An 18,101-nucleotide genomic window follows, 5' to 3' on the forward strand; every position below is an offset into this window, starting at 1 on the left:
AACATGTGACTAAACATGTCTGCCCGCCTGTCCGCAGGTGCTGGCAAATGTGTGCTCAGGCGTCTTTCTCTTGCACAGAAAGGTCGGTATGCCCCCATGGGTCGCTGGAATGTGGAGCACCTTGTCCGCGCGGATTCGCTGGCTGGTGCTGTGGGCCACGCTGCCGGCGGTGCTGCTGGTGGTGTATCAGGCACGGACCCACCGCACAGACGCGATCGCTGCCGCCGAAGAGCGCGCGCTACAGACCCTTCAGTCGGTGGCAGGTACCCAGCAACGGCTGATTCAGAACACCCGCCAGTTTCTGCAGCAGCTGGCCGCCATGCCGCAGGTGCACGACCCATCCGCTCTCCAGTGCGGGCGCTACCTGGCCGAAGTGCTGTCGCTCAACACCACCTACGTCAACATTGGCGTGCCTCGGGCGGATGGCGAGCTGCTGTGCAATGCGCGGCCGCTGAAGGCGCCTGTCAATGTGGCCAACCGCTCGTATTTTCAGCAGACGATCTCGGGGCGGGACTTTGCGGTGGGCAGCTTCCAGGTAGACCGCGCTGCCCAGGTGGCCAGTGTCAACTTTGCCTACCCGGTGATTCCGCCGGGCACGCAAGACGTGGTGGCCGCTGCCGTGGCGGTGGTGTCGCTGGAGTGGTGGAGCCTGCGGCTTACCGACCTTGGGCTGCCGGACGGCGCGGTGGCCCGCGTGTCCGACCCCGACGGCCGTGTGTTGGCGCGCTACCCGCCCGATGCCAGCGAGCTGGGGGCTCCGTTTGCCGATGGCGAGTTCCGCGCCCTGGTGCTACAGACCCCGCAGGGGCAGCGCCAGCGCACGCGCGCGGATGGCACCCCTGAGCTGGTGGTGTTCCAGCCACTCATCGAGGCGGGCGGTAAACCCGTGGCCACCATGAGTTTGACGGTGCCGCTGGACAACCTGTACGCCGCGGCCAACAGCCGCATGTGGACCGAGATGGCGTTCTTGCTGGGCGGCCTGGTGCTGTCCTTTGCCGTGGCGCAGGTGGGCGTGCGGCGCGGCGTGATGCGGCCCCTGCGGTGCCTGCTGCACGCCACGGACGAACTGGCTGAGGGGCGCTATGTGTCGCGCGTGCCCGCCACAGGCCTGCAGGAGCTGACCGAACTGGGCCGCCGTTTTGACCGTATGGCCCTGACGCGCCAGAAAGCCGAGGCCGAACTGCGGCAGAGCGAAGAAAACCTGGCCATCACGCTGCACTCCATCGGCGATGGCGTGATCGCCACCGACGCGCAGGGCCGCATCACCCGCATGAACGCGGTGGCCGAGCGCCTAACGGGCTGGCCCCTGGCACAGGCCGTGGGGCAGCCGTTGCCCGAGGTGTTCCGCATCGTCAACACCGGTACCCGCGAGCCGCAGGTGGACCCTGTGCAGCTGGTGATGGACAGGGGCCAGGTGGTGGCGTTAAGCAACCACACCACACTGCTGGCCCGGCATGGGGCCGAATATCACATTGCTGACAGCGCTGCCCCTATCCGCAACGCCCACGGGCAGATCGTGGGGGTGGTGCTGGTGTTCAGCGACGTGAGCGAGGCCTACCGCGTGCGCCGCAAGCTGGAGGACAACGAGGCGCGGTTTCGCACCCTGACAGGACTGTCGTCCGACTGGTACTGGGAGCAGGACGCGCAGTTTCGCCTCACGCATGTAGAGGGCCGGGCCGATGACCGGCTGGTGCAGGAGGCCGCGCTGCACATGGGCAAGACACGCTGGGAGCTGGCTGCGCCGGGCATGAGCGATGCGCTGTGGGAGGAGCACCGTGCGCTGCTGGAGCGCCACCAGGAGTTCCGCGACTTCGAGTTCGAGCGCCGCGACCAGCAGGGCTACTCGTACTGGGTGTCCATCAGCGGCACGCCCGTGTTTGACGAGGACGGTGTGTTTTGTGGCTACCGGGGCGTGGGCAAGGATATATCAGCCCGCAAGCGCGACGAGAACGAACTGCGCATTGCAGCCATTGCGTTTGAATCGCAGGAGGGCATGATCGTCACCGACGCGGACACCCTCATCCTGCGCACCAACCGGGCGTTCAGCCGCATCACCGGCTACGGCGCTGACGAGGTGGCGGGTCACTGCGCCAGCCTGCTGGCCTCGGGCCACCACGACAAGGTTTTTTTCGATGCCATGCGGGCCAGCCTGGCCAGCACGGGCGAGTGGAAGGGCGAGCTGTGGAACCGCTGCAAGAGCGGCGAGGTGAACCTGCACTTCATGGCCATCACCGCTGTGACAGACCAGCACGGGGTGCTGACGCACTATGTGGCCACGCTCAGCGACATCACCCAGCGCGCGGCGGCGGCGCGCGAGATCGAGCACCTGGCGTTCTACGACCCGCTAACCCATCTGCCCAACCGCCGCCTGATGATGGACCGGCTGCAACAGGCCTTTGCCACCAGCGCGCGCTCAGGGCTGCAAGGGGCACTGCTTTGCCTGGACCTGGACCACTTCAAGAACCTCAACGATACCCTGGGCCACGACATGGGCGATGTGCTGCTGCAGCAGGTGGCCCAGCGGCTGACAGCCTGCGTGCGTGAAGGCGACACCGTGGCAAGGCTGGGCGGTGACGAGTTTCTGGTGCTGCTGGAAGACCTGGGTGCCCTCGCCACCGACGCGGCCGAGCAGGCGCAGACGGTGGGCGAAAAGATTCTGGCCGCGCTCAACCAGCCCTACCAGCTCGCATCGCACCATGTGCACAGCACCACCAGCGTGGGCGCGGTGTTGTTCAGTGGCCAGAGCCAGACGGTGGAAGACGTGGTCAAGCACGCCGACCTGGCCATGTACGCCGCCAAGACGGCAGGGCGCAACGGCATCCGCTTTTTTGACCCCCGCATGCAGGCCGCATTGACCGCCCGAGCTGCGCTGGAGAACGACCTGCGCGCTGCGCTGGACCAAGGCCAGTTCACACTGCACTACCAGGTGCAGGTGGGCTGCGGCACCCACGTGGTGGGGGCCGAGGTGCTGATCCGCTGGAACCACCCGGCGCGCGGCATGGTGCCACCGTTCGAGTTCATCCCGCTGGCCGAAGAGACCGGACTCATCCTGCCCATTGGCCTGTGGGTGCTGCAGACTGCATGTGCGCAGCTGCGTCGCTGGCAGGAGCACCCCGCTACGGCCGACCTGCAACTGGCGGTGAACGTGAGCGCGCGCCAGTTCCGACAGGCCGACTTCGTGGAGCAGGTGGTGGCCGTGCTGCGCCAGACCGGCGCGCGGCCCGACCGCCTGAAGCTGGAGCTGACCGAGAGCCTGGCGCTGGACAACGTGGACGACACCATCGCCAAGATGAACGCGTTGCGAGCGCTGGGCCTGCGCTTTTCGATGGACGACTTTGGCACCGGCCAGTCGTCGCTGTCGTACCTGACACGGCTGCCGCTGGACCAGCTCAAGATCGACCAGAGCTTTGTGCGCAACATCGGCATTCAGCACACCGATGCGCTCATCGTGCAGACCATCATCGGCATGGCCCAGAGCCTGGGCATCGACGTGATTGCCGAGGGGGTCGAGACCGAGGCGCAGCGCGCGTTTCTGGAGCGCCACGGCTGCACGCTGTGGCAGGGCTACCTGTTCAGCCGCCCGGTGCCCATCGAGGCGCTGGAGCACCGGCTGCACAGCGGGCTGGGCTGGCAGGTTTCCACGTAGACGGGGTGCGTCTCTGCAGGGCGCTCAATCGCCTGCGGCCCGGGACTACACCGCCATGTAGCGGCCTGGCCGGTGGTTCATGGCCAGCACCAGGTTGAGTGCCACGGCGCCAGCAATGGACCAGGCCACGCGCAGGGGCTCCACCGTCCACAGGGCCAGCAGCACGATGCAGCAGTCCACAGCCATCTGCACCTTGCCAGCGCGCCAGCCGTAGCGGTCTTGCAGGTACAGCGCCGCAATGCCCACGCCGCCCAGGCTGCAGCGGTGGCGGAACAGCACCAGAAACCCGGTGCCCGTGATCAGCCCGCCCGCAATGGCGGCATACAGCGGCTGCAACTGCGCAAACTGTAGGAACTGCGACTGCAGCTCGGTCAGCAGCGACAAGAGCAGCACCGCGATGAAGGTCTTGACGGTGAAGGCGCGGCCCAGCTTGCGCAGTGCCAGCCAGTAAAACGGCAGGTTGAGCACAAAGAAAATCTTGCCAAAACCGATGCCCGTGGCGTAGTGCAGCAAGAATGCCAACCCCGCCGTGCCGCCCGTGAGCAACCCCGCGCTGGTGAAAAACGCCACCCCCACCGAGATCAGCAACACCCCGGTGAAGATGGCTACGGCATCTTCCGTCAGGCTGTGGGGCACGGCCAGGGGGGCAGGCGCTGCGGAGGCGGCAGGGGAGCGGGATGACATGGGCAAAGTGCAGGGGAGTGAAGGCTGTGCGTGCGGCCCCCAAAGGGCAACCGGGTGCGCACGAGCGGTGAATTGGACCATGCAAGCCCCATGCCGGGCTTGTCGTGCATCAAATTCCTGGTGGCAGGCGGCCAAGCGCAAGTCAGCCGATTGCTCTGGAATTGTTAGCTGCCTGCGCATGTAGATCATGCGCTACCGCCATTTTTTGCCAAATGTTGAGCGCCGGCAGGCTGGCCGCCGCCAGCGCCTCGTTGATCAAGCGCGTGATGTGCGGCTGCGGTGCCATGGGCGCCAGCGCACTCACCCGCGCCCGGCCCGTATTGCCTATGGGCAGCCGTGCCAGCAAGTGCCCCAGCGGCACCAACGCCAGCCGCAGCACCTGCCCGCCGGCCTCGCGCAGGTCGCGCAACTGCAGGGCGTAGCGCAGCATGACCCTGTGGGACCGCCAATGCAGGAACAGCGTGCTCTGCCCCAGCACGTGAGCGGCCTCCAGCCAGCGCCAGCGGGTGGCTGGCGGCGCACCCGCGTCGCGGTCAAACGCGGCTAGCAGGTGGTCGAACGCGCGTTGCTGGCGCATGGGGTCGGCCATGGGGTCTGCAGCGCGGCGTGCGGCCAACTGGCGCCAGCGCCGTTGCCGGTGCCGGTAGAACACCTGGGCAAACGCCCCGCTCAGGGGCGTCATCAGCCAGGGCAGGTGGCGCGCGACCACGTCGATGTCGTCGGTGTAAAGCGTGTGGCCGTCGGGCAGTGGCTGCAGCGTGATGCGGTGGTCCCAGCGCCGCATCAGCGCGCCCTCGCCGTTGTCGCGCAGCGTGGGCCAGCCACCGGCCTGGGCAGATGGCTCGATGGAGATGCGCACGGTTTGCGAACCCATGGGCAACAGCCCCAGCAGCCGCATCTGCAACTGCAGGTCGCCGGGGGACCAGTGAGCGGGCCACGGTGTGCCACAGGTGGGGCGGAACAGCACCAGCGGCGCCGCAATGTGGCGAAACACCGCTGTGCTTTGAAGCTGCGCGGCCACCCATTCAGGGGGTGCATTCAAAGGGGTGGACAGGCGCAGGCGCACGGTTCAGCACCCGTGCGTTGCAGGGGCGGCTGCCGTGCTGGCCAGCTCCTGCCGCGCGTGGCGGATCACGCTCCAGCCGCCGCTGATGGCCAGGCCCGCCATGATGGCCGCCACCGCCAGGTCCGGCCAGGCCGTGCCCGTGCCCAGCACCCCCAGCGCGGCGGCCATCACGGCCAGATTGCCCAGCGCGTCGTTGCGCGTGCACAGCCACACGCCGCGCATGTTGGCATCGCCCTCGCGCCAGGCGTAGAGCAGGGCGGCCACGCCCAGGTTGGCCGCCAGCGCCAGCAGACCCACGCCGCCCATGGTGAAGGGCTCCGGCGGGACCCCTTGCCACACCCCCCAGGCCACCCGGCCGATCACGAACACGCCAAACGCCAACATGCTGGCGCCCTTGACCAGCGCGGCACGGGCCCGCCAGGTCAGCGCCATGGCCAGCACCCACAGCGACAGGCCGTAGTTGGCGGCGTCACCCAGAAAGTCGATGGCGTCGGCCAGCAGCGATGCCGACCCCGACTGGGTGCCCGCGCCCAGCTCCACCAAAAACATGGCGGCGTTGACGATGAGCGCAATCCACAGGATGCGGCGGTAGCGTGGGTCGGCGCTGGCCGGGGCGTCGTGGCTGTGGCCGGTGGCCCCGTGGTCGTGGTGGCAATGGGCAGACATGGTTTCTTCTCCTGGCGGTTTTGGAAAGCGATGGCATCATTGGAAACCTTGAAGTCACTTGAAAGTCAAGCCCATGGACCAAAACGCTGCACAGTTCCGTATCGGCGAGGCTGCCCAGCAGTCCGGCGTGTCGGCCGCCAACATCCGGTACTACGAAAAAGAGGGGCTGCTGCCGCCTGGTGCGCGCGGCGACAACAGCTATCGCCTGTACAGCAGGGCGGACGTGCACCAGCTGCGGTTTATCCGCCTGTGCCGCGCCATGGACATGTCGCTGGACGAGGTCAGGACCTTGCTGGCGCTGGACTGGGACAGCAAGACGGACTGCCATGCCGCCTGCGACACGCTGGATGCACACCTGGTGCATGTGCGCACCCGTCTGGCCGAGCTGCAGGCGCTGGAGGCGGACCTGCAGGCGCTGCGCAGCCGTTGCGATGGCGCGGACGCCACCTGCCACATCATCGAAGCGCTGCATGCGCGGGCTGACGCGCAGCCCGTGGGCGCTGCTGCCCCTCCCAGCCAGGGCAAGCGCCATGTGTGAGCAGTTGTTGTGCGGCGTGGCTGCGTGTGTGCTGTTCGCTATTTAATTGATAGCTGCTTGGGCATATGCTTGTAGCGCTACCGCCCGAAAATGGCCCAAATATCTCCAGAAGCCTGCCATGGGCTGCCCTGGCGCAGGCCCCCGCTATGATCCGCCCATGATCTCGCGCCTTCCCGGCCTCTCCCTGCCCGAACGTGTGTGGAACACGGCGCGGCGCTGGGCGGTGGCCTGGTGGCGCATCCTGTATCTGGGCGCGGTGGTGCTGGTGCTGGTGTTGTCGCCGTCCAGCTACGGCAGGGGCACCCGCCGCGCCCTGGCCCGGCACCTGTATCTGGACACGGCGCCGGTGCTGCTGGGCTTTACGGTGCTGGCGGCGCTCATCAGCCTGGTGCTCACGCGTATCGTGGTGGTCACGGCGCTGAGCTACGGGCTGTCGCGCTATGCGCTGGAGATGGTGATCCGCGTGCTGGTGCTGGAGCTCATCCCGCTCACGGCCGCCTTGTTTGTGGCCATGCGCTGCACCATTCCTAACGGCTCGCAACTGGCGCACCTGCGGCTCACGGGCCGGTTCGAGGCGCTGCGCCGCCAGGGCTCCGACCCGGTGCGCATCGAACTGCTGCCCCGCGTGATTGCCGGGGTGTTTGCCTGCGTCACGCTGGCTGCGCTCAGTTGCGTGGTGGCGCTGGTGCTGGCGTACCTGGGGGTGTACGGCTTCAACATGGCGGGGCTGCCGAGCTACACGCGCATGTTCGGACAGGTGTTTTCGCCCAGCGTGACCATGGTGTTTGTGCTCAAGACCCTGTTCTTCAGCTTGGCCGTGGCGCTGATTCCCATGGCTGCTGGCCTCTATGACAGCGGTGAGCGCACCCAGCCCGATTCGGAACTGGGCGGCCTGGCCCGCATGTTTGCGGTGCTGCTGCTGATCGAGGTGGCCTCGCTCATGGGCAACTACTACTGACGGCCCGCGCCGGTCGCACCCACCCGCATAAACCCACGACATGAACGACCATCCTCCTCACCCATCGCATGGCCCCGCCGGGGCCGACGCGCCTCCGGTCGAGACCCTGCGCCCGGTGGCCTATCTGGAACTCAAGGCTGCGGCGCTGCTGCTGTTCACCTTGGCCCTCATCGTGGGTTCGGGCCTGTACCTGCTGTATGCGCGGGGTGCTTTTGAGCCCACGCAGACGCTGGTGCTGACGGCCGATGACTCCGAAGGCGTGGTGGTGGGCATGGACATGACCTTCTCGGGCTTTCCCATTGGCCGCGTGCGGCGCATCGAGCTGGCCGAATCGGGCAATGCCCGCATCCTGGTGGACGTGCCCCGCAAGGACGCGCACTGGCTGCGCGAGTCCAGCGTGTTCACGCTGGTGCGCGGTCTGGTGGGGGGCACCAACATCCGGGCGTACTCCGGCATCCTGACCGACCCTGCACTGCCCGATGGCGCGGTGCGGCCGGTGTTGCGCGGGGATGCCACGGCGGAGATCCCGCAGCTCATGGCCACCGCGCGCGAGCTGCTGACCAACCTGAACGCCCTGACGTCGCCCGACGCCGCGCTGGGCAACACCCTGACCAACGTCAAGGCCCTCACGGAGCGCCTGAACGGGCCGGGCGGCGCCCTGGGCGTGCTGATGGGCAACGAAGCCGATGCGAAGAAAATTGTGGCCACGCTGGAGCGCACCAACGCGCTGCTGGCGCGCCTGGACGGCATGGCCGCCCGCGCCGACAAACAGGTGTTTGGCAGCGCGGGCAACAAGGACGCGCTGGTGCCTGAGGTGCGCGCCACCGTGGCCCAGCTCAATGGTTTGTTGTCCGACACCCGCACCAGCCTCAAGAAGGTGGATGCTGTGCTGGTGGAGGCCCAGGCCATTGGCGCCAATGCCCGCGAAGCTACCACCGATCTGGGCGCGCTGCGCGCCGAGGTGGAAAGCAACCTGCGCAAGGTAGAAAGCCTGGTCAACGAGATCAACCGCAAATGGCCCTTTGCACGTGATACGGAGCTGAAGCTGCCATGAACCCATCTGCTCCCTATCGTTCGCGGGTCATGTTCCGCCTTTTGGCTATCGGCTGTGCCGTTGTGTTGGCTGCGTGCTCCAGCCATCCTCCGGTGCCCGACTGGCAGATGAATGCCCAGGGCGCGTCCCAGAAGGCCATCGATGCCTACCTGTCTGGCAATGCGCGCGTGGAAAAGCTCGAATGGGACCGCGCCCGCGCCGAAGTCGCCCGCACGGGCCGCCCCGATCTGCTGGCGCGCCTGGAACTGATGCGCTGTGCGGCCCAGGTGGCGAGTCTGGTCACCGAGCCGTGTGAACGCTTTGAGGCATTGCGGACCGATGCCGCAGCGCCCGAACAGGCCTATGCCGACTATCTGGCGGGCCGCGTACAAGCCGGACAGGTGGCTCTATTGCCAACGGCGCAGCGTGCGGTCGCCACGGCAGGCAACGCTGCCGCCTTGGCAGGCATTGCCGACCCACTTTCGCGGCTGGTGGCGGCGGGCGTGCTGTTGCAGACGGGGCGTGCCAGCCCTGCCGTGATCGCCACGGCCACCGATACCGCGTCGGCGCAAGGCTGGCGCAGGCCGCTGATGGCGTGGTTGCTGCTACAGGTGCAAAGGGCAGAGGCTGCCGGGGACACTGCGGCAGCCGATGCGTTGCGCCGTCGCGTGGGGGTGGTGGAGCAGTCGGGGTTTACGTCTCGATAGCAGTGAACGCCACGCTAAGGAGGAGGCAGGTAACGAGCGGTGGCGGGGGCAAAAAGCTGCCCCAGTTGCTTCAGCAACCGCTGCTCAAGCCATTGACCAGGCCGCCAGAAGCTGCATTGCCGCTGCTGGTGGCGTCGTCAGCGCAGGCGAGCCTGCAACTGGGTCTCGATGTCGTCTCGCTCCATGGCGAACTGCTGGGGGCTGATTTCGTTGGACTCCAGCTTGCGGGCCACAGACAGCAGCAGCACGGTGTTTTCGAGACGTGTGTCTTGTTGCAGCGAGGGGGGCAGGGCAGTCAGGCGGTCAAAGCTTTGCTTGTACAGCTCGCTCCAGCTCATGGCCCCTGCTTGGGCCTGGGCCTTGGCACCGTCGTACCAGCGCGAGAACTCGTCCAGGGCGTTGTCGCGGGGGCTGGAACAGCCCACCACGGTGGCCAGCAACACCATCGAGCCCCAGAATTTTGGGAAGCGAATCAAGGAAAAACGGTTTGCAGAGATGCGAAAACGTGTGGTCACGATCGTCCTCCATTCCAGAATGCCACCGAAAACACCCGGTGTGCAGCGTCGAATGGTACTCCGATGCTATGCTTTTTGCTACTGTGTTGCTGTTTGGACGCACACGCGCAGCAGCTCAGCACCAGCCACGTCGGCAGTTGTCACGGATCAGTGGTCCAGAAAGCTGGTGGACAAAATCTGGTCGAGCCCGGTAAGCCCGTGCGACATCGAATCCACAGACTGCACGGCCACGTCCGGCATCAGCAAAGACACCGCTGCCAGCACTGCCAGCACCACGGTTCCGATGAACGCTATCAACGCGCGCGCTCCCGGCGGTAAAGAATGGCGTTTCATGGTGAAGTCCTTTTCAGCAAAAAGGGTGAGGGGCCGCAATGACCTCCCAGCGCAACCTCAATGGCTGCTGGCTAGGATTTCAGCAAAGTGCCGCAGTTCCGCGTGTAAGACAAGTGCGATACCAAGGGCCTATGGGTAACTGTTACGGCCTGTTGCCTTTACAAACCTCCCAGAAACATTCCGCTCCTTGCACGCGGTGGGGGCGTTTCAGGGCCTGCAGTTCGAGGCGGATGGAGCGCCAAGCTGACGAGCTGCAGAGGGCTCCTGTGGAGCCTTCAAGCGGTCATCGCGGCAGGGAATGGCTCAGGGCGCGGGCGCCTGAATCCATGCGGTGATCTGGGCAATGGCTTCCTGCTCCATGCCAATGAAGCCGTGCCAGTGCTGTCCTGCGCACTCGTCTCCCACAGGGTGAGAGCCGCCATCCACCACCATCAGTTTTTTGACGGGCGCCCGTGTCAGCCCTCTCAGAATGGCGGGCGTGTCGCTGGCCTGGCAATGTTTGCAGCCGTCCCTGGCATGGTGGTAAACCAGCACCGGGATATGTATGGCCTGCAGGTCTTGAGTGGGCACTGCACCCGGTGTGCTCCTGCGCACCACGCTGGAGGTCAGTACCAGCCCCGCAATCGCCGGGTCTTTGACATGAACGGCCATCGCTGTCGCAGACACTGTCCCGCGGCTGGTGCCCACAACCCATACGGGCAAGTCGCTCAGGCGCTTCAAAAAATCGAGTACCTTGGCGACATCGGTCATGTGTGCCTTGCCCGTGCGCTCATTCCAGCCCAGCTCCATGTCGCTGGGCCGCCCGAAGATCGCCACGTTGTAGCCGCGCGCAATGAAATGCGGGGCAGAGCGGACCAGAAAGTTGCCGCCTGTGGGGCTGCCGTCCTCTACCTTTCCGAATCCACCAGCGCCGCCCGGAAAAAGAAGCACAGTGGCCTTGGCATTCGGAGCAGACTCCCAGAACAGGGAGTTGGTCACTCCGTCGCGGGTGGGCACCTTGAACAGCGTCCCTTGAGCCCACGCTGGCGCCATCACAGCCGCGAGGCTCCACAAGATGCCAACGAACTTCCGACGCATCAGCATTCGCAGATCTCCGGGGATTTCACCCATGATGCGCCGAGCGGGGCGCCCAGTCGGCGATGTTCAGCCCAAAGCGCCGTGGCACTGTGTGCATCAAGCCATCCCAACAACAAAAAACCCAGGTGACCGGAATCACCTGGGTTGATATGTGGCGGAGAGGGCGGGATTCGAACCCGCGGTGGGGATTAGCCCACACACGCTTTCCAGGCGTGCGACTTAAACCGCTCATCCACCTCTCCGAAGCCCTCGATTATAGCCACAGGATTGGGGGCGTTCTGGCCACAGGTCGGTATCGCCTGAAAATTTCCATCGGCCGACGCGCTGTCAGCCCGCCTTTTGGGATGTCTGCACCATCTTCATCGCCGACCCTATCAGCGCCGACACCTCGGTCATATTGCTGGGCACGATGAGGGTGGTAGTGGAGTCCGACGCCACCTGGCTGTATGCGTCCACGGCCTTTTCAGCCACCTTGAGCTGCACGGCCTGTTCGCCGCCGGGCTGGCGGATGGCGGCGGCCACGCGTTCGATGGCCTGGGCATTGGCTTCGGCCACGGCCTTGATGGATTCGGCCTCGCCCTGGGCTTTGTTGATCACGGCCTGCTTTTCGCCCTCAGAGCGGGCGATGAAGGCCTCGCGCTCGCCAGTGGCGATGTTGATCTGTTCCTGGCGGCGGCCCTCGGAGGCAGCGATCAGTGCGCGCTTTTCCCGCTCTGCAGTGATCTGGGCCTGCATGGCGTGAAGGATTTCCTTTGGCGGGGTGAGGTCCTTGATTTCATAGCGCAGTACCTTCACTCCCCAGTTCAGTGCGGCTTCGTCGATGGCCTGCACCACCTGCGCATTGATGATGTCGCGCTCTTCAAAGGTCTTGTCGAGTTCGAGCTTGCCGATGACCGAGCGCAGCGAGGTCTGCGCCAGTTGGGTCACGGCCATGATGTAGTTGCTCGACCCATAGCTGGCGCGCATGGGGTCGGTGACCTGAAAGTACAGGATGCCGTCTACTTGCAGCTGGGTGTTGTCGCGGGTGATGCAGACCTGGCTGGGTACATCGAGCGGGATTTCCTTGAGGCTGTGCTTGTAGGCGACCTTGTCCACAAAGGGGATCAGAAAGTTCAGCCCCGGGGTCAGCGTGCCTGCATATTTGCCCAGGCGCTCCTTGACCCAGGCATTTTGCTGGGGCACGACCTTGACCGAGCGGGCGATGAAGATCACGGCAATGATCAGGATGACGATGGCAATTTCCATGGGAAGCCTTTCTTTGGTGATCGACAGGGAGTCTGTGTTGGTTACAGCGGGTCCACCAGCAGGCGGTTGCCCACCAGCTCTGCCACGCGGTGCATGCCGGTAGAGGGGGTGACACCAGGGCGGTGGATGGCCGTCCATTGGGCGCCCCGATACTTCACAGTGGTGGTGCCGTCCGGGTTCCAGCTTTCAATGTGGATGGTTTCGCCCACATCCATGTTCACGCTGCGGTCCGCACGCGCAGACGGGTCGCCAGGGCGCTTTTTTCTCATCAGGTAGCAGGTCACTACCGCGCCGCCGCCCACGATGGCTGCTGACACTATTTGCAGCGCGGATGCCAGTCCCAGGTGGGCCGCCAGGGCGGCAGCCATCAGCCCCAGGGCCACCATCAGCAAGTAGAAAGTGCCGGTGAGCAGTTCTGCCACGACCACGGCCCCTGCCGCCAGCCACCAGATGGTGGATGCCTCCATGGTGAACCTCCTTGTGTGGTTGTATTTAGTGCACCACATTCTGGGTCAAAAGGATGGCAGTTCAAAGGCGCGTCAACGTTATTCCTTACACTTCGCGCCTATTTCGATTTTTGGCCGGGCAGGCCACGGCTCCTTGGAGGCTGCGCATGAAGTTTCGCTTTCCCATCATCATCATCGATGAAGACTATCGTTCCGAGAACACCTCGGGGCTTGGCATTCGTGCGCTCGCGCAGGCCATTGAGGCCGAGGGCTTCGAAGTGGTGGGGGTCACCAGTTATGGTGATCTCTCGCAGTTTGCGCAGCAGCAAAGTCGCGCCAGTGCGTTCATCTTGTCCATCGACGATGAAGAATTCTCCGAGGGCGAGGGGCTCGATCCCATCGTGCTGAGCCTGCGAAACTTCATTGGCGAGGTGCGCCGCAAGAACACCGAAGTGCCCATTTATGTGCACGGCGAGACCAAGACCAGCCGCCACCTGCCCAACGACATCCTGCGCGAGCTGCATGGCTTCATCCACATGTTCGAGGACACCCCCGAATTTGTGGCGCGCCACATCATCCGCGAGGCCAAGAGCTATCTGGAGAGCGTGCAGCCCCCATTCTTCAAGGCCCTGCTGGACTATGCCGAAGACGGCTCGTACAGCTGGCATTGCCCCGGCCACTCCGGCGGCGTGGCGTTCCTGAAGAGCCCTGTGGGCCAGATGTACCACCAGTTTTATGGTGAGAACATGCTGCGCGCCGACGTGTGCAACGCGGTGGAAGAACTGGGCCAGCTGCTGGACCACAACGGTGCCATCGGCGAGAGCGAACGCAACGCCGCGCGCATCTTCAACGCCGACCACTGCTTCTTTGTGACCAACGGCACATCCACATCGAACAAGATGGTGTGGCACCACACCGTGGCCCCTGGCGATGTGGTGGTGGTGGACCGCAACTGCCACAAGTCCATCCTGCACAGCATCATCATGACGGGCGCCATCCCCGTGTTCATGAAGCCCACGCGCAACCACTTTGGCATCATCGGCCCCATCCCGCAAAGCGAGTTTGAGCCCAAGGCCATCGAGGCCAAGATCAAGGCCAACCCGCTGCTCAAGGGCGTGGATGCCAAGAAGGTCAAGCCCCGCGTGCTCACACTCACGCAGTCCACTTACGACGGCGTGCTTTACAACACCGAGACCATCAAGGGCATGCTCGATGGCTATGTGGACAACCTGCACTTTGACGAGGCCTGGCTGCCGCACGCCGCGTTCCACCCGTTCTATGGCAGCTACCACGCCATGGGCAAAAAGCGCACACGCCCCAAGCACTCGGTGACGTACGCCACACAGTCCATCCACAAGCTGCTGGCCGGTATCAGCCAGGCATCGCATGTGCTGGTGCAGGACTCGCAGACCACCAAGCTCGACCGCCACCTGTTCAACGAGGCCTACCTGATGCACACCAGCACCAGCCCTCAGTACAGCATCATCGCCAGCTGCGATGTGGCCGCCGCGATGATGGAGCCGCCCGGTGGCACGGCGTTGGTGGAGGAGAGCATTCTGGAGGCACTGGACTTTCGCCGTGCCATGCGCCAGGTGGAGGAAGAGTTCGGCAAGAACGACTGGTGGTTCAAGGTCTGGGGCCCCGAAAAGCTCACCGACGAGGGCATCGGCCGTGCGGAAGACTGGATCATCCGCAGCGACAGCAAGAGCAAGAAGGGCAGCAAGTGGCACGGCTTCGGCCAGCTGGCCGACGGCTTCAACATGCTGGACCCGATCAAGTCCACCATCGTCACGCCGGGCCTGAGCCTGGACGGCAAGTTCGACAAGACCGGCATCCCCGCGTCCATCGTGACCAAGTACCTCGCCGAGCACGGCGTGGTGGTGGAAAAGACGGGCCTGTACAGCTTCTTCATCATGTTCACCATCGGCATCACCAAGGGCCGCTGGAACACGCTGCTCACCGCGCTGCAGCAGTTCAAGGACGATTACGAGAAGAACCAGCCCATGTGGCGCATCCTTCCCGAGTTCTGCCAGCAGCACAAGCGCTACGAGCGCATGGGCCTCAAGGACCTGTGCCAGCACGTGCACGAGATGTACGCCAAGTACGACATCGCACGCCTGACCACCGAGATGTACCTGTCGGACCTCACGCCCGCCATGAAACCCTCGGACGCGTATGCGCACATCGCGCATCGCACCACCGAGCGCGTGGAGATCGACCATCTGGAAGGCCGCATCACCGTGGGCCTGGTCACGCCGTACCCACCGGGCATTCCGCTGCTGATCCCGGGCGAGGTCTTCAACAAGAAGATCGTGGACTACCTCAAGTTCGCCCGCGAATTCGCCAAGCTGTGCCCGGGCTTTGAGACCGATATCCATGGCTTGGTGGAAGTGGAAGACGAGAACGGCCAGGTGCGCTACTACGCCGACTGTGTGGCAGAGCAAGGTAAGCCCGGCAAGAACCCCAAGCCGCTGGCGACTGCCAAGAACCTGGTGCAAGTGGGCGACGACGGACCCTACGGACGCAACGTGTAAACATTGTCTTTGCGCTGGTGTTTGGGTGCACCAGCTCTCCAGAAATCGCTCCCCGGCATGGCTGGCGGAGCGATTTTTTTTGTGCATTTGAATCCGCTGTTGTGGTGCTGCCGTATTGACTGTCAGCCGCGTGGTTTTCATGCGGTGACGACTGTCTTCACACACCTCTCAGGAGATTCTCATGACCCTTCGATTCAACGCCCGCCTTGCCACCATCGCCCTCACTGCTTCCATGGCCGCTGCCGCAATGCCTGCCATGGCGCAGGTCATGGTGGGCGGTGCGCCCATGCTGGCCAGCAAGGACATCATCGACAATGCCGTGAACTCCAAGGACCACACCACTTTGGTGGCTGCGGTCAAGGCTGCAGGCCTCGTAGAGACGCTCAAGGGCCCCGGTCCGTTCACCGTGTTTGCGCCCACCAATGCGGCATTTGCCGCCCTGCCAGCAGGCACGGTCGACACGCTGCTCAAGCCCGAGAGCAAGCCCACCCTGACCAAGGTGCTCACCTACCACGTGGTGGCGGGCAAGTACGACGCTGCTGCGTTGTCCAAGATGATTGCAGACGGCAAAGGCATGGCCAGCCTCAAGACGGTGGCGGGTGGCACGCTCACCGCCAAGGCCAGCGGCAATGCCGTCATGGTGACGGACGAAAAGGGCGGTACGGCGACGGTGACGATTGCCGACGTGTACCAGTCCAACGGCGTGATCCACGTGGTGGACAAGGTCCTGTTGCCTAACTGATTGCGCAACTGATGGGAGGCGCTGCCCGCCCGCTGTGCATGGCCACCGCATCGCAGGGCCGGGATCGGCCAGGGGTTGCTGTGGCCCTGTCAGCGGACCGGCGGCATGTCCTCTCGCACCCGCACGAAACTCGCGAAGCGCGGCACTCCGCTGTCGTGGGTGCCCCGAAAGCGGTAGGTCACCCAGCTGCCCACGGGCGGCGGATGGTCGCGCTCGGCGTCGGTCAACCCTGCGCCCAGCCGGAACCGCTGGCCCGAAGGCATCTCCACCACCAGTGCACCCAGCCGCCCGGCGTGGCGGCCTTGGCCGGGCAGATGTGCCACCACGCGAGCTTCGGTGTCTTCGTGGGTCTTGACCTTGATGAGGTCGTCACCGCGACCTGCGCGGTACATCGATGCGCCACGGTGCAGCATCAGTCCTTCGCCACCCGCACGCACTGTGCGCAGCAGCAACTTCTGTAGCGCGGCGTCACTCGCCACGCGCTGTTGTGGCACCGCCTGCACCCACGCCTGGTCCAGCGCCTCGACAAGCTTGTTCAGTGCAGGAAGGCGCTGGTCAAACGTGCCGCCATGGGCGGGCAGGTCAAACACCATGAAGCGCATCTCGCGCCAGGCGGCGTCGTCCGGCTGCTGCTGGCGCACGGTGGACTGGGCGTGGCTGAATCGTCCGCGCCCCGCCCACAACTCACCGTCCATGGGCGTATCGGGCCAGCCAGCGATGAACCACGCCGGGGCGACCACTGTCTCGCCACCCCGCGTGCGCAGGGTGTGGCCGTCCCAATAGCCGCGCACGCCATCGTATTTTTCGCTCACCCAGTAGTCCGCCAGGCGCATGCCGGGGCGGTACACGTTGGCCAGTAACAGGGCGGGTGCGTCGGCGGCCCAGGCCTGGGGCGTGGTCAGTACAGCCAGGGGCGCGAGGCCCATCCAGGCCAGGTAGTGTCTGCGGAGCATGTTGTGGTGTGTGCTATCAAAAAAATAGCTTCCAGCGCATGATTTGCTTGCGCTAGAAGCCAATTGAGAGCTTGAGAGCTTGAGAGCTCGGCGTGTAGCCTGAGCGGGGATTACACCTGGTCGGCGCTCAGGCCCGCAGTCTGGCTGAAGCCGCCGTCCACGTAGGTGATCTCGGCGGTCATGCCCGAGGCCAGGTCGGACAGCAGGAAGGCCGCCACGTTGCCCACGTCTTCAATCGTGACATTGCGGCGCAGGGGCGAGGCATCCGCCACGCGGCTGAGCAGCTTGCCAAAGTCCTTGATGCCGCTGGCAGCCAGGGTCTTGATGGGGCCCGCGCTGATGCCGTTGGCGCGGATACTGCGGCCGTCTTCGGTGCGGCCCACGGCCTCTGCCAGGTAGCGCACGCTGGCTTCCAGGCTGGCTTTGGCCAGACCCATGGTGTTGTAGTTGGGGATGGAGCGCAGCGCGCCCAGGTAGCTCAGTGTCAGCAGCGACGACTTGTCGTTCAGATAGGGCAGGGCCGCCTTGGCCATGGCCGGGAAGCTGTAGGCGCTGATGTCGTGTGCAATGCGGAAGCCTTCGCGGCTCAAGCCGTCCAGAAAGTTGCCCGCAATCGCTTCGCGCGGTGCAAAGCCGATGCTGTGCACAAAGCCGTCAAACTTCGGCCAGGTCTGCGACAGATCCGCGAACATGCGCGCGATCTGCTCGTCGCTGGCCACGTCGCAGTCAAACACCAGCTGGGAGTTGAACTCGGCCGCAAAGTCGGTGATGCGGTCCTTGAAGCGCTCGCCCACGTAGCTGAACGCCAGCTCGGCACCTTGCTCGTGGCAGGCCTTGGCAATGCCGTAGGCAATGGAGCGGTTGGACAGCACGCCCGTGATGAGCAGCTTCTTGCCGGTCAGAAAACCCATGTGAAATCTCCTTGTGGAATAGCGAATGCAGGCTTGGCGCCCGGTGC

17 protein-coding genes and 1 tRNA gene are annotated in these 18,101 nt (G+C 64.8%); 7 read left to right on the plus strand and 11 right to left on the minus strand.

Translation table 11 applies throughout. The features are described 5' to 3' along the window. Positions 1-88: 88 nt before the first annotated feature. A complete protein-coding gene (locus AC1Q64_RS04620; RefSeq protein ID WP_492250616.1) occupies positions 89-3,646 on the plus strand; it encodes an EAL domain-containing protein in 3,558 nt (1,185 codons plus the stop codon). 45 nt (positions 3,647-3,691) lie between these two features. Here AC1Q64_RS04620 and AC1Q64_RS04625 read toward each other — a convergent pair whose 3' ends face one another. From AC1Q64_RS04625 to AC1Q64_RS04635, 3 genes are all read right to left on the minus strand, one after another. Further along, positions 3,692-4,330: a YitT family protein gene (locus tag AC1Q64_RS04625; protein WP_291434902.1), complete on the minus strand. Its 639-nt coding sequence runs from the start codon at positions 4,328-4,330 to the stop codon at positions 3,692-3,694. Between the two features lie 142 nt (positions 4,331-4,472). Beyond that, complete coding sequence (locus AC1Q64_RS04630; RefSeq protein WP_492250617.1) at positions 4,473-5,372, minus strand: DUF3703 domain-containing protein; 900 nt, start codon at positions 5,370-5,372, stop codon at positions 4,473-4,475. Positions 5,373-5,399: 27 nt separating this feature from the next. Next, positions 5,400-6,062, minus strand: a complete 663-nt coding sequence (locus AC1Q64_RS04635; protein WP_492250618.1) for a cation efflux transmembrane domain-containing protein — start codon at positions 6,060-6,062, stop codon at positions 5,400-5,402. Between the two features lie 73 nt (positions 6,063-6,135). Between AC1Q64_RS04635 and AC1Q64_RS04640 the strand changes: the two genes are divergently transcribed. From AC1Q64_RS04640 to AC1Q64_RS04655, 4 genes are all read left to right on the plus strand, one after another. Further along, positions 6,136-6,600, plus strand: a complete 465-nt coding sequence (locus AC1Q64_RS04640) for a Cd(II)/Pb(II)-responsive transcriptional regulator (RefSeq protein ID WP_492250619.1) — start codon at positions 6,136-6,138, stop codon at positions 6,598-6,600. A gap of 157 nt (positions 6,601-6,757) precedes the next feature. Beyond that, positions 6,758-7,558, plus strand: coding sequence for an MlaE family ABC transporter permease (locus AC1Q64_RS04645; protein ID WP_492250620.1), 801 nt, complete (start codon positions 6,758-6,760; stop codon positions 7,556-7,558). A 40-nt stretch (positions 7,559-7,598) separates the two neighbouring features. Then, the gene (locus AC1Q64_RS04650; RefSeq protein WP_492250621.1) at positions 7,599-8,612 is read left to right on the plus strand and encodes an MlaD family protein; all 1,014 of its coding nucleotides are present in this window, start codon (positions 7,599-7,601) and stop codon (positions 8,610-8,612) included. Next, entirely contained in the window at positions 8,609-9,298 is a 690-nt protein-coding gene (locus tag AC1Q64_RS04655) for a hypothetical protein (protein WP_492250622.1), read from the plus strand. Before AC1Q64_RS04650 ends, AC1Q64_RS04655 begins: the two co-directional genes overlap by 4 nt. A 137-nt stretch (positions 9,299-9,435) precedes the next feature. Here AC1Q64_RS04655 and AC1Q64_RS04660 read toward each other — a convergent pair whose 3' ends face one another. The 6 genes from AC1Q64_RS04660 to AC1Q64_RS04685 form a co-directional block, all read right to left on the minus strand. Then, on the minus strand, positions 9,436-9,813 hold the full coding sequence (locus AC1Q64_RS04660; RefSeq protein ID WP_291434890.1) for a hypothetical protein: 378 nt from the start codon (positions 9,811-9,813) through the stop codon (positions 9,436-9,438). Between the two features lie 147 nt (positions 9,814-9,960). Then, the gene (locus tag AC1Q64_RS04665) at positions 9,961-10,146 is read right to left on the minus strand and encodes a hypothetical protein (RefSeq protein ID WP_056064060.1); all 186 of its coding nucleotides are present in this window, start codon (positions 10,144-10,146) and stop codon (positions 9,961-9,963) included. A 303-nt stretch (positions 10,147-10,449) separates the two neighbouring features. Continuing rightward, positions 10,450-11,229 (minus strand): alpha/beta hydrolase, encoded by a 780-nt coding sequence (locus AC1Q64_RS04670; RefSeq protein ID WP_492250623.1) that lies wholly within the window; start codon positions 11,227-11,229, stop codon positions 10,450-10,452. 146 nt (positions 11,230-11,375) lie between these two features. Then, a tRNA-Ser gene (locus tag AC1Q64_RS04675) sits at positions 11,376-11,465 on the minus strand. 85 nt (positions 11,466-11,550) lie between these two features. Then, positions 11,551-12,468, minus strand: coding sequence for an SPFH domain-containing protein (locus AC1Q64_RS04680; protein ID WP_291434885.1), 918 nt, complete (start codon positions 12,466-12,468; stop codon positions 11,551-11,553). A gap of 41 nt (positions 12,469-12,509) precedes the next feature. Then, positions 12,510-12,935: an NfeD family protein gene (locus tag AC1Q64_RS04685; protein WP_291434883.1), complete on the minus strand. Its 426-nt coding sequence runs from the start codon at positions 12,933-12,935 to the stop codon at positions 12,510-12,512. A 146-nt stretch (positions 12,936-13,081) separates the two neighbouring features. Here AC1Q64_RS04685 and AC1Q64_RS04690 point away from each other — a divergent pair, with 146 nt between their 5' ends. Together AC1Q64_RS04690 and AC1Q64_RS04695 are read left to right on the plus strand one after the other, a co-directional pair. Then, on the plus strand, positions 13,082-15,448 hold the full coding sequence (locus AC1Q64_RS04690; protein ID WP_291434882.1) for an arginine/lysine/ornithine decarboxylase: 2,367 nt from the start codon (positions 13,082-13,084) through the stop codon (positions 15,446-15,448). A 181-nt stretch (positions 15,449-15,629) separates the two neighbouring features. Continuing rightward, complete coding sequence (locus AC1Q64_RS04695; protein ID WP_492250624.1) at positions 15,630-16,190, plus strand: fasciclin domain-containing protein; 561 nt, start codon at positions 15,630-15,632, stop codon at positions 16,188-16,190. Positions 16,191-16,279: 89 nt separating this feature from the next. Here AC1Q64_RS04695 and AC1Q64_RS04700 read toward each other — a convergent pair whose 3' ends face one another. Continuing rightward, positions 16,280-17,143: a DNA ligase gene (locus tag AC1Q64_RS04700; RefSeq protein ID WP_492250625.1), complete on the minus strand. Its 864-nt coding sequence runs from the start codon at positions 17,141-17,143 to the stop codon at positions 16,280-16,282. A 110-nt stretch (positions 17,144-17,253) separates the two neighbouring features. Next, positions 17,254-18,054 (minus strand): enoyl-ACP reductase FabI, encoded by an 801-nt coding sequence (gene fabI, locus AC1Q64_RS04705; RefSeq protein ID WP_056064037.1) that lies wholly within the window; start codon positions 18,052-18,054, stop codon positions 17,254-17,256. Between the last annotated feature and the right edge of the window lie 47 nt (positions 18,055-18,101).

It is taken from the genome of Acidovorax sp. GW835-FHT14G06 (assembly GCF_058793595.1).

Bases quoted from the DNA above. Each gene is read 5' to 3' on its own strand.
- AC1Q64_RS04645 (WP_492250620.1), top strand. From the start codon at position 6,758: ATGATCTCGCGCCTTCCCGGCCTCTCCCTGCCCGAACGTGTGTGGAAC.
- AC1Q64_RS04635 (WP_492250618.1), bottom strand. From the start codon at position 6,062: ATGTCTGCCCATTGCCACCACGACCACGGGGCCACCGGCCACAGCCAC.
- AC1Q64_RS04700 (WP_492250625.1), bottom strand. From the start codon at position 17,143: ATGCTCCGCAGACACTACCTGGCCTGGATGGGCCTCGCGCCCCTGGCT.
- AC1Q64_RS04695 (WP_492250624.1), top strand. From the start codon at position 15,630: ATGACCCTTCGATTCAACGCCCGCCTTGCCACCATCGCCCTCACTGCT.
- AC1Q64_RS04625 (WP_291434902.1), bottom strand. From the start codon at position 4,330: ATGTCATCCCGCTCCCCTGCCGCCTCCGCAGCGCCTGCCCCCCTGGCC.
- AC1Q64_RS04670 (WP_492250623.1), bottom strand. From the start codon at position 11,229: ATGCTGATGCGTCGGAAGTTCGTTGGCATCTTGTGGAGCCTCGCGGCT.
- AC1Q64_RS04650 (WP_492250621.1), top strand. From the start codon at position 7,599: ATGAACGACCATCCTCCTCACCCATCGCATGGCCCCGCCGGGGCCGAC.
- AC1Q64_RS04680 (WP_291434885.1), bottom strand. From the start codon at position 12,468: ATGGAAATTGCCATCGTCATCCTGATCATTGCCGTGATCTTCATCGCC.
- AC1Q64_RS04655 (WP_492250622.1), top strand. From the start codon at position 8,609: ATGAACCCATCTGCTCCCTATCGTTCGCGGGTCATGTTCCGCCTTTTG.
- fabI (WP_056064037.1), bottom strand. From the start codon at position 18,054: ATGGGTTTTCTGACCGGCAAGAAGCTGCTCATCACGGGCGTGCTGTCC.
- AC1Q64_RS04685 (WP_291434883.1), bottom strand. From the start codon at position 12,935: ATGGAGGCATCCACCATCTGGTGGCTGGCGGCAGGGGCCGTGGTCGTG.
- AC1Q64_RS04690 (WP_291434882.1), top strand. From the start codon at position 13,082: ATGAAGTTTCGCTTTCCCATCATCATCATCGATGAAGACTATCGTTCC.
- AC1Q64_RS04665 (WP_056064060.1), bottom strand. From the start codon at position 10,146: ATGAAACGCCATTCTTTACCGCCGGGAGCGCGCGCGTTGATAGCGTTC.
- AC1Q64_RS04640 (WP_492250619.1), top strand. From the start codon at position 6,136: ATGGACCAAAACGCTGCACAGTTCCGTATCGGCGAGGCTGCCCAGCAG.
- AC1Q64_RS04620 (WP_492250616.1), top strand. From the start codon at position 89: ATGCCCCCATGGGTCGCTGGAATGTGGAGCACCTTGTCCGCGCGGATT.